Origin of the sequence: Microvirga sp. 2YAF29, assembly GCF_052114605.1 — a bacterium.
In the GTDB taxonomy this organism is placed as follows: domain Bacteria; phylum Pseudomonadota; class Alphaproteobacteria; order Rhizobiales; family Beijerinckiaceae; genus Microvirga.
Genome location: NZ_JBFRFB010000039.1, coordinates 1 through 2041, shown reverse-complemented (window position 1 = coordinate 2041; position 2041 = coordinate 1). Strand labels below are relative to the sequence as shown.

Below are 2041 nucleotides of genomic sequence, written 5' to 3'. Positions count from 1 at the left end.
GTTGCGGCCCTGGACCACGGCGACGCGGGCCGAGACCGCGCTCATCGAGCGCGCGATGTCGTCGGCCAGCGAGATCACCCGCGACGACTTCGTCCCAGGCGCAGGCTCAAGCTCGTACAACGTCACGACAGGCCCGGGATGAACGTTGATGATCTCGCCTTTGACATTGAAGTCCCACAGCACGTTCTCCAGCGCTGCGGCATTCTCCTGCAATACTTCAGGCGGCACTTCGACATTATTGTCCGCATGCGGCTCCGCGAGCAGATCCAAAGCCGGCAGCTCGAAATCGAACGAAGCTCCAGAAGGGATCAACGCGTGCGCCTTCCCGAAACTGTCGTTCGCCGGCGTCGGCGCGCTCTTGATATTCGCAACGCGCGGTGTCGGCTTCACGGGCTGCGCAGCGCGCGGAACTTCGATGAGATCCTCTTCTTCGATCTCATCCGTGACATCGAGATCGTCCGGTTCATCTTCCCAAGGTGCCGTTTCGATCTGAACAGGCTCAGGACGCGGAGCCGGAACAGGAGCACGGGTGATCATACGCTCCGTCGCGACCTTCCTTGCAGGACGCACGGGAGTCTCTGCGATCTGCTCGATCACAACTTCGGACTGCGACTGCAGGCTCGGATCGATGAGATAAGTGCCCGGCCGCCACAGGAAGGAATAGGATTGCTGAACAGCCGGCATCTCGAGCGGAGCAGCCTTTGCCGTTGCGGGAGCGCCCTGCCCGGCAAGCTTGCGGAAGATCAGCGGGTTCGATGTCCTCGGAGCCTGCTGCGGCTCGGGAGCCTGCGCCGTGACCGGAGCCGTCTCGTTTCGCAGGCGAGCGGAAGCCTGTGGAGACATGCGGGTCGGCGTGCGTCCGAAGTGGACGCCTTGGCTCTCGGCCGGCGGAGGCGCCGAGCGCTGCACGGCATCGCCACGGCTGACCGGGGCAACAGGTTGAGCCACGGGGCGAGACATCTCGGCCGGAGCGACTTCAACCTTCTTATCAAGGACAGGTGTCACGACAGGCTGCGGAGCCGCCTGCTTCAGGCGCTCCTTCAAGACACGGTCAGGGGTGCGGGTATACCGCACCTCCGATGACACAGGCGTCTTCTGACCCCAGGTAGGATCCTGAAGCGGGGCCTGAGCACTTTCACCTGTCGGGGATTCGTAACCTTCTAGGGCGGAGGAGGATGGCCGGCGTCTGAAATGCATTGTCATTATGATGTTGGGGCTGAAGCATTCAGCCCTCGGGGTTGGTCCTCCGCAGTTACACCTACTAAAGGTAAAAAGAGCCTTAGGGCCGGACCGCCATCCCCAATGTCCCCTCCCGTCGCCCCCTGCCCTTTCATGGGAAGGGAGACATCCCCATATTCTCCATGAGGCGCGTACCCACGGCATAATCCGTCGATCGGCTATCTTCCTCTTGCATTAAAGAACGAATCGCTTATATCGGCGCATCCTTGGTGCACCGCTGATGCGGGTTTRCACCTTTTCCAGGCAGAGCGGCGTCAGCTTCAGGCAGAAATGCATGAACAGGCATGCTCGTCTCTCTAGATGGCGGCAAGTCTCTTATCCCATCACTCATGAGCCCGAGACCTCGAAGCAATTCGGGAGTTCGAAAGGCTCCTCTGGCGGCAATCTCGAACATTCATCGCCTGACGAGAGTCATTCGATAAGCATAACACAGAAACAATACTGTTTCTGTGAACGATATTGCTTTATCTAAACTTCGCCCGACGATGCAACGCTCGAAAAAATGAGAGAAATTCTCGAATTGAGCGTTGACTTCCAAAAGCGGATCACTTAGACACCCCTTCATCGACGGCGGCCATTTTGGTGGTTGGCCTGATGGAGACCTCGGGGGTCCTGGCGCTGCAAGGCGAGCGGGATGGCTTGAGGCTCTTTTTCTTGTCCGGGTCGGACGGGATTTGCTCTTTGACAAGTTGAGATGAGGAAGAGAAGCGTAGGCGGCGGTGTCCTTGCGATGACCTTAGGGTCATGGATAAGACAACGACCCGTTCTATGCTTTGGTGAGTACACCGCTTCGACCGCTTCG

At 59.1% G+C, this 2041-nt stretch carries 1 pseudogene; it reads right to left on the bottom strand.

Going from position 1 to position 2041, the window contains the following annotated elements:
- A pseudogene (locus tag AB4Y85_RS19390) lies at window positions 1–312 on the bottom strand (DNA translocase FtsK); the annotation flags it as partial.
- Window positions 313–2041 lie beyond the last annotated feature (1729 nt).